This window comes from Microbaculum marinisediminis (assembly GCF_025397915.1).
Lineage (GTDB): Bacteria > Pseudomonadota > Alphaproteobacteria > Rhizobiales > Tepidamorphaceae > Microbaculum > Microbaculum marinisediminis.
Genome location: NZ_JALIDZ010000003.1, coordinates 60790 through 67500 on the forward strand (window position 1 = coordinate 60790; position 6711 = coordinate 67500).

The following is a 6711-nucleotide window of genomic DNA, read 5'->3' on the forward strand; positions in this document are numbered from 1 at the left end:
GAATGATTGCCAGGGAAAAGCTGCAGTCTCTCGTCGACCGCCTGGAGCGGATCGAACACGAAATGTCGTCGTCGCCCGACGCGGAGGCATTCGTGCGATTGTCGCGCGAACATGCGGAAATTTCCGCCGTCGCGGCGAAAGCGCGCGAGCTTCTGAAGATGCGCGCCGACCTGGAATCCGCCCGCAACATGCTGGACGATCCGGAGATGGCGGATCTCGCCGAGGCCGAAGTCGCCGACCTGGAGGTGAAGGTCGAGGATCTGGAACGTGAGATGCGCGTCCTGCTCCTGCCGCGCGACATGGCCGACGAGAAGGGCGCTATCCTTGAGATCCGCGCAGGCACCGGCGGCGAGGAGGCGGCACTGTTCGCGGCGGACCTGTTCCGCATGTACCAGCGCTACGCCGAGCTGGAAGGCTGGAAGGTCAATGTTCTCTCGGAAAGCGAATCGGACCGCGGCGGCTTTCGCGAGATCATCGCCGAGGTCTCGGGCCGCGGCGTTTTCGCCAAGATGAAGTTCGAGTCCGGCGTTCACCGGGTGCAACGGGTGCCGGAAACCGAAGCGTCGGGGCGGATTCACACATCGGCGGCGACCGTCGCCGTGCTGCCGGAAGCCGAGGACGTCGATATCGACGTCGACGAGGGCGATCTGAGGATCGACGTCTACCGATCTTCGGGCGCTGGCGGCCAGCACGTCAATACGACGGATTCGGCCGTGCGCATCACGCATCTGCCGAGCGGCATCGTCGTCGCCGTGCAGGACGAGCGCTCGCAGCACAAGAACAAGGCCAAGGCGATGAAGCTGCTGCGCGCGAAGCTCTACGACGAGGAGCGCGAACGGCTCAGTTCCGAGCGCGCGGCCGATCGCAAGGGGCAGGTCGGTTCGGGCGACCGCTCGGAACGGATCCGCACCTACAATTTCCCGCAAGGGCGGGTTACCGATCATCGTATCAACCTGACGCTCTACAAGCTCGACAAGGTCGTCGCCGGGGAGGCGTTGGGCGAGATCATCGATGCGCTGATCACCGAGGATCAGGCCCGCCGGCTGGCCGCAGAGGACCTGCGGCCGGAAGCACGGGTCTGATGAACCGTTCGGGCGCCCCCGCCCCGACGCTCTCCGAGACCGTGCTGCGCGCGCGGCGCCGACTTGCGGCGGCCGGCGTCGCGACGCCGGAACTCGACGCCCGCGTTCTTGCCGGCCATGCGCTCGGGCTGGATCGCGCGGCGATGATTGCCGAGGGCCGTCGCACGCTCGATGACGAGGATCAGGCCCGAATCGAGGCGGTGATTTCCCGTCGGCTTCAGGGTGAGCCGGTCGGTCGAATACTGGGACATCGCGAGTTCTGGGGGCTTGAGTTCCTGCTCGGCCCGGACACGCTGGAGCCGCGACCGGACAGCGAGACGGTGGTGCAGACAGCGCTGGATTTCATCGACGCGGGACCCGGCCGGGAGGCGCCGCTGCGCATCGCGGATCTGGGAACCGGAACCGGATGTCTCCTGGTCGCGTTATTGCATGAACTGCCTGCCGCCTATGGGCTCGGAGTCGACATAGCCGCCGGCGCGGCCGGCGTCGCGACGATAAACGCGGCGGAGAATGGTGTCGGCGGACGCGCCGGGTTCGTGGTTGGCAATTGGTTGGCGGCCCTGACGAGCGACGGATTCGATGTAATCGTGTCCAACCCACCCTATATTCCGACCGGTGACCGCGTCGGGCTTGCCCGCGAAGTCGCGGACCACGATCCGATCGCCGCTCTCGACGGCGGGGCGGACGGGCTGGATGCCTATCGTGCCATACTCGACGACGCGGCACGGGTTCTGAAGCCCGCCGGAGGGCTGGTTCTGGAGCTTGGATTCGGCCAGCGCGCAGCGGTGGCCGCTATCGCCGAAACGCGAGGGCTGAATGTCCGTCGGACCGTCCGCGACCTTGGCGGCGTCGAGCGCGTGCTCGATGTGGTTCGTTCTGACGTTGCGGAAGCTTCGTGTCAAAAAGCACTTGGAATGCCGGGCCGAACAGGCTAGTTTTGAAGCCGTGGTTCGGGGGCGGCTGTTTATGAAGCCGCTTGCGCCTTCCGGCGGCGCTCTTGGGGCAAGAGCTCCTGCCGATGGGAATGGGGCATATGAACCGCGCCTCGAAATAGGAGAAGTTCCCGTACTTCACCGCGCTATCCGGTCTATGGGCGCAAGCGATTGCACTCGGATACGGAGAAGTATCCGTCCGCGTGGGTGATAAGGATCGGGAGATCGCTCTGAAACGGACCGATATGCGCCACACGATGGCAGCGACCTGAAAATTCGGAGCAGGACACGGCGAACGTGAGACCCGTTCGTTACCGAGACAGGCGTTTAGCGCCTCGGCTGGGACGATATTTCTTTCAAATGGAGATGACTGAACTCCCATGAGACCGGGACAGCAGAACAAGAGAATGCGCGGACGCGGCCGCAGGGGCCCCAGTCCGCTGTCACGGACCTACGAAAGTAATGGTCCCGACGTGAAGGTTCGGGGCACCGCCTCGCATATCGCCGAGAAGTACATGCAGCTTGCCCGCGACGCGCAGTCGTCGGGCGACCCCGTCGGTGCGGAGAACTATCTCCAGCATGCCGAGCATTATTTCCGGATCATCGCCGCGGCGCAGGCCCAGAACCCGCAGCAGTCCGGCCAGGGCGATCAGCCTCGGCACAGGATGAATGGTTCCGACGACGGCGACGACGGCGACGACGGCGACGACGACACCAGCGCGGATAGGGCGGCGCAGCCGCAGCGTGGCCAGGGGCCGCAGCCCACCGTCCAGCCGCAACAAAGTGAACAGCCTCAGCCGGACGTACCGGTTGCTGCTGCCTCCACCGAAGACGAAGCGGCCAAGCCTGAGCAGGACGCGGCCCCGGCTCCGGCCGCGGAGGCGGACGCGGAAGCCAACGGTACGCAGCCGCCGAAGCGCCGCAGGCGCCGCACAAGCCCCGATGCTGCAGCCAAGCAGGCGGATGATGCTGTCCCGGCGAGCAGCCCGAATGGCAGCGGTGAGGCGGACAAGCCCGAAACCAAGGCGGCCAGCAAAGCTAAGGCCGAGACGCTTGCGCCGGCAGGCGACTGAGTGCCAGACAAGACGGGGAGAATGGCGCAGGCCCCGTCAGGGGCCTGTTTGCTGTGAGGCCCCTCTCCTAGACGAGCCCGTCGCCGCGGCGAATCGTGCCGCCGCGAATGATCTCGGCGTAAACGCCGAGGTCGGAATGACCGAAAGTCCGGTCCAGAAGCCGCGGGATCTGCATGTCGCGCGCGGCCGTTTCCGGATCGACATTCGTCGCCGCGCATCGGACGATCCGCTGGACGACCTTCACGACGACGTCATCCCCGATCCGCAGTTCCGAACCGACCCTGTCGAACTCGGTCCAGGCCTGCCATCCGTCGCAGTAGACGTTGGCGCGAAAACGCAGCGGATGAACGGACCGCCCGGCGACCCGCTCGAGGTCGCGCACGCTCGCCAGATTGATGATCGAAACGACCGGTTTGCCGACGTCGGAAAACGTATGGCCCGGCTGTGACAGGATCCTCGGCGCGCCACGCAGGTCGTCCGCCATATAGGCGGAAAAGAACTGCTCGACGAGCTGGCGGCCTAGCGGATCGTCCAGTTTACCGCCGGCGACACGTTTGCCGTGGCGCAGGATCGTCAGTTCGCGGGTCTCTTCGTCGAATCTGGTTTCCAGCGCAGCCAGCCGCTCGTTCTTCATCAGCATCAGGAACTTGATCTTCGGCATCTTCGCCGGCGCGTCCGGATCGAAGCCGCTCGGTCCGTTCTCGATCGCCCAGGCCCGGTCGAAGGGCAGCGGTGCGCCGGGCGAAAGCGTGACCGAGTCCAGCGGCTCCGCGGACAGGCCCTTCACGGGATAGCGATAGATGTTGGCGATAGTGGCGTTTGGCACGGGAAATCCTAGACAATCAGGTGGAAGCGAATGCCGATACCATCCCCCCTTTTGTGGCGCGGAAGCAACACCATATTAGGGAAGCGGGTGGCTACGGCACTCGCGCGAATACAATTCCTTATGGATGTCGACCCGGTGCTCTTTGGCCGCGTCGACGTGCCGGAAAAGAGGGACATATGAATTTCGAGAAATATACCGAAAGGGCGCGCGGCTTCGTCCAGTCGGCCCAGGCGCTGGCCCTGCGCGAGGGCAACCAGCAGTTCACCCCCGAACATCTTCTCAAGGTCCTGCTCGACGATCCCGAGGGACTCGCCGCGGGCCTGATCCAGAAAGCCGGCGGCCGGCCGCAGGATGCGCTGCAGGCCGTCGAGATGGCGCTCGCCAAGATGCCCAAGGTCGAGGGCGGCGGCGCCGGCCAGCTCTATCTCGCGCCCCAGACGGCGCGCGTCTTCAAGATCGCGGAGGAAGCAGCCTCCAAGGCCGGCGACAATTTCGTCACCGTCGAACGGCTGCTGCTGGCCCTGGCCGTGGAGAAAAGCGCGGAATCTTCGCGCATCCTCTCCGACGCCGGCGTGACGGCGAACAGCCTCAACGCGGCGATCAACGAATTGCGCAAGGGCCGGACCGCCGATTCGGCATCGGCGGAGAATGCCTATGACGCGCTGAAGCGCTATGCGCGGGACCTCACCGAAGCGGCCCGCGAAGGCAAGCTCGATCCCGTCATCGGCCGTGACGACGAGATCCGCCGCACGATCCAGGTTCTGTCGCGGCGCACCAAGAACAACCCGGTGCTGATCGGTGAGCCCGGCGTCGGCAAGACGGCGATCGCCGAAGGCCTGGCGTTGCGAATCATCAATGGCGACGTGCCCGAGAGCCTGAAGGACAAGACGCTTCTCGCGCTCGACATGGGCGCGCTGATCGCGGGGGCCAAATACCGCGGCGAGTTCGAGGAGCGGCTGAAGGCGGTGCTGCAGGAGGTCAGCGCGGCGGAAGGCGGCATCATCCTGTTCATCGACGAAATGCACACGCTCGTCGGTGCCGGCAAGGCGGACGGGGCGATGGACGCGTCCAACCTGCTCAAGCCCGCGCTCGCGCGCGGCGAATTGCACTGCATCGGCGCGACCACGCTCGACGAGTATCGCAAACACGTCGAGAAGGATGCCGCGCTTGCCCGTCGGTTCCAGCCGGTGTTCGTGTCGGAGCCGACGGTGGAAGATACCGTGTCGATCCTGCGGGGCCTGAAGGAGCGCTACGAGCAGCATCACCGGGTGCGAATCGGCGATGCCGCGCTCGTTTCCGCGGCGACCCTGTCGAATCGCTACATCACCGACCGATTCCTGCCGGACAAGGCGATCGACCTCGTCGATGAGGCCGCGTCGCGGCTTCGCATGCAGGTCGATTCGAAGCCCGAGGAGCTCGACGAGCTCGACCGGCGCGTCATCCAGCTCAAGATCGAGCGCGAGGCCCTGAAGAAAGAGACCGACAAGGCCTCGAAGGATCGCCTCGAGAAGCTGGAAAAGGATCTCGCCGACCTCGAGGAGAAGGCCGCGCACCTGGATGCTCGTTGGAGGGCGGAGAAGGACAAGCTTGGATCCGCCGCCGACCTCAAGAAGCAGCTTGACGACGCGCGCAACGAACTGGCCCAGGCGCAGCGCACGGGCGAGTACCAGCGCGCGGGCGAACTCGCCTACGGGGTGATTCCGGATCTGGAGAAGAAGGTCGCGGAGATCGAGGACACCGAGGAGGGCGGCGACGTCATGCTCGAGGAGACGGTGATGCCCGACCATGTGGCGCAGGTGGTGTCACGCTGGACCGGGATTCCTGTCGACAAGATGCTCGAGGGCGAGCGCGACAAGCTCTTGCGCATGGAAGAGGCGTTGGCGAAACGCGTCGTCGGCCAGGAAGAAGCCGTCGAGGCGGTGTCGACGGCCGTGCGCCGAGCCCGGGCGGGGCTGCAGGACCCGAATCGGCCGATCGGCTCGTTCATGTTCCTTGGCCCCACCGGCGTCGGCAAGACCGAGCTCACCAAGGCTCTCGCCGAGTTCCTGTTCGACGACGAGACGGCGATGGTGCGCATGGACATGTCGGAATTCATGGAAAAACACTCCGTGGCCCGGCTGATCGGCGCGCCTCCCGGCTATGTCGGCTACGAGGAAGGCGGTGCATTGACCGAGGCCGTCCGGCGCCGGCCCTATCAGGTCGTTCTGTTCGACGAGATCGAGAAGGCGCATCCGGACGTGTTCAACGTGCTCCTGCAGGTGCTCGACGACGGACGCCTGACCGACGGGCAGGGGCGCACGGTCGACTTCCGGAACACGTTGATCGTGATGACCTCGAACCTCGGTTCGGAATATCTCGCGAATCAGCCGGAAGGCGAGGATTCGGACGCCGTGCGCGACAAGGTCATGGAGGTGGTGCGAGCGAGTTTCCGCCCGGAATTCCTCAACCGGCTGGACGAGATCGTGCTGTTCCATCGGCTGCGCCGTGACCAGATGGGCGCGATCGTCGACATACAGCTCGTGCGGCTGCGCAAGCTTCTGGCCGAGCGCAAGATCGAGCTGGACCTGGACGACAAGGCCCGCAACTGGCTTGCCGACAAGGGGTACGACCCGGCCTATGGCGCCCGTCCGCTGAAGCGGGTGATCCAGAAGGCGGTGCAGGATCCACTGGCGGGCAAGATTCTCGCCGGCGAGATCAACGACGGCGAAAAGGTTCACGTCAGCGAAGCCGAAGGGGAGCTGACGTTTGCCCCGGCGGAGGTCTCCGAGAAGGCGGCCTGACGGGCTCATCCGTCCGAA

At 65.4% G+C, this 6711-nt stretch carries 5 protein-coding genes; 4 read left to right on the forward strand and 1 reads right to left on the reverse strand.

Features of this window, described 5'->3' with window-relative positions; genetic code table 11:
• The first annotated feature begins 2 nt into the window (after nt 1-2).
• From prfA to MUB46_RS06445, 3 genes are all read left to right on the forward strand, one after another.
• A complete protein-coding gene (prfA, locus tag MUB46_RS06435; protein ID WP_261615066.1) occupies nt 3-1082 on the forward strand; it encodes a peptide chain release factor 1 in 1080 nt (359 codons plus the stop codon).
• Entirely contained in the window at nt 1082-2017 is a 936-nt protein-coding gene (prmC, locus tag MUB46_RS06440; RefSeq protein WP_261615067.1) for a peptide chain release factor N(5)-glutamine methyltransferase, read from the forward strand. Before prfA ends, prmC begins: the two co-directional genes overlap by 1 nt.
• Nucleotides 2018-2421: 404 nt before the next feature.
• Complete coding sequence (locus MUB46_RS06445) at nt 2422-3087, forward strand: DUF4167 domain-containing protein (protein ID WP_425256220.1); 666 nt, start codon at nt 2422-2424, stop codon at nt 3085-3087.
• 67 nt (nt 3088-3154) lie between these two features.
• Here MUB46_RS06445 and MUB46_RS06450 read toward each other — a convergent pair whose 3' ends face one another.
• Nucleotides 3155-3913 (reverse strand): MOSC domain-containing protein, encoded by a 759-nt coding sequence (locus MUB46_RS06450; protein ID WP_261615069.1) that lies wholly within the window; start codon nt 3911-3913, stop codon nt 3155-3157.
• A 176-nt stretch (nt 3914-4089) separates the two neighbouring features.
• Here MUB46_RS06450 and clpB point away from each other — a divergent pair, with 176 nt between their 5' ends.
• Nucleotides 4090-6693, forward strand: coding sequence for an ATP-dependent chaperone ClpB (gene clpB, locus MUB46_RS06455; RefSeq protein WP_261615070.1), 2604 nt, complete (start codon nt 4090-4092; stop codon nt 6691-6693).
• The last annotated feature ends 18 nt before the right edge of the window (nt 6694-6711 follow it).

Excerpts from the sequence above, each read along its gene's own strand:
- prfA (WP_261615066.1), top strand. The coding sequence starts at position 3 with ATGATTGCCAGGGAAAAGCTGCAGTCTCTCGTCGACCGCCTGGAGCGG.
- prmC (WP_261615067.1), top strand. The coding sequence starts at position 1,082 with ATGAACCGTTCGGGCGCCCCCGCCCCGACGCTCTCCGAGACCGTGCTG.
- MUB46_RS06445 (WP_425256220.1), top strand. The coding sequence starts at position 2,422 with ATGCGCGGACGCGGCCGCAGGGGCCCCAGTCCGCTGTCACGGACCTAC.
- clpB (WP_261615070.1), top strand. The coding sequence starts at position 4,090 with ATGAATTTCGAGAAATATACCGAAAGGGCGCGCGGCTTCGTCCAGTCG.